Genomic DNA, 1194 nt, shown 5'->3' with positions numbered 1-1194 from the left:
GCGGGGGGTGGGCGGACCATACTGGTCGGGCCCTGATCTCCGACAGAACGATTCCATGGCCAAGAACAGTATTTTCTCGACCACTGTCCCCGATTCCGTGTGGCTGGGGCGCGGGCGTCATGTGGGGCCTGAGCCCGAGCGTGATGTGCGGCGCAACCTGATCGCTGTGCGGGCGGCGGGGGTGATCGATGATTTTCTGGAGCTGGATCCGGTGGAGGCGGCGGCTTCGTCGGTGTTGTATCCGCGGGGGGAGGAGGCGGATGCGGGGCCGTTGGCGCGGCGGTTGTTCGAGGCGCGGTGGCGGGCCGGTGGGGTGGTGGTGCGGGCGCAGCTGACGCTGTTCGGGCCGGAGGGGCGGCGGCGTGAGGGTGAGGGTGTGGGGTGGGTGCTGGCCGCGGAGGCGGAGGGGGTGTGGCAGGAGGGCTGGGTGTCGCCTGCGACGGTGTTCTGGCCGGACAGTGATCAGGTGGCCTGGGATCATGATGTGGTGGCGGGGGTGCGGCTGCGGTCGGCGAATGCGTTGCCCAAGGATGATGACGCGTTGCGGCGGCGGGTGCGGGAGTGTGTGCGGGACAGCTGGTTTGTGCATGTGGTGGTGCATGAGGCGATGACGCCGGGGGTGGCGGGGCGGCGGCCGGTGTCGGTGTTCTTGCCGTCGGGGTTGCGGCATCGGGTGGTGGAGCATCGGGCGACGCCGGAGCAGGCGCAGATCGCGGATTTCGCGTTGAAGCGGGAGCTGGGGGTGCGGTTGCCGCGGGGTGGGGCGGTGGTGTTGCCGTCGGTGGGTGTGGAGGGTGATCCGGGGCGTTTTGTGGTGCGCAGTGTGTTCCTGGATGGTTCGGAGCCGGTGGAGCTGGTGGAGCGGGTCCGGGAGTTCGCGAGGTTGCCGCGGGGGTTGGGGGAGGAAGCCTCGGTGGCGCTGGGGCGGTTGCGGCGGGGCTGGCATCTGTTGACGGAGCAGGAGGAGCTGGTGCATGCGCGGGCGATGGTGGAGCGGTATGCGCAGGCGTTGGAGGCGATGACGGACTCGCGGGATCGTTATCGTGAGGCGGCCGAGGCCGCGCATGCCGCGCTCGCCGAGGCGGGCGGGGGCGAGGGTGCGCCGCTGCTGGGCGGTCCCAAGCCCCTCAGGACGGAGGCCTCCCCCCTCGGCGCCCTCACCAAGGCCCTGGGCCGCCTGCGCCCACCGAACAA

The 1194-nt window shown here is 71.0% G+C and carries 1 protein-coding gene; it reads left to right on the top strand.

What is annotated here, in order from left to right; all coding sequences use genetic code 11:
* Nucleotides 1-55: 55 nt before the first annotated feature.
* On the top strand, nucleotides 56-1194 hold a 1139-nt coding region (locus DT019_RS39035), incomplete at its 3' end, for a hypothetical protein (RefSeq protein ID WP_114041740.1).

Source organism: Streptomyces sp. SDr-06 (assembly GCF_003324565.1).
Classification (GTDB): Bacteria; Actinomycetota; Actinomycetes; order Streptomycetales; family Streptomycetaceae; genus Streptomyces.
The sequence above is the reverse complement of the archived record's forward strand: the minus strand, read 5'-3'. Positions and strand labels throughout refer to the sequence as shown.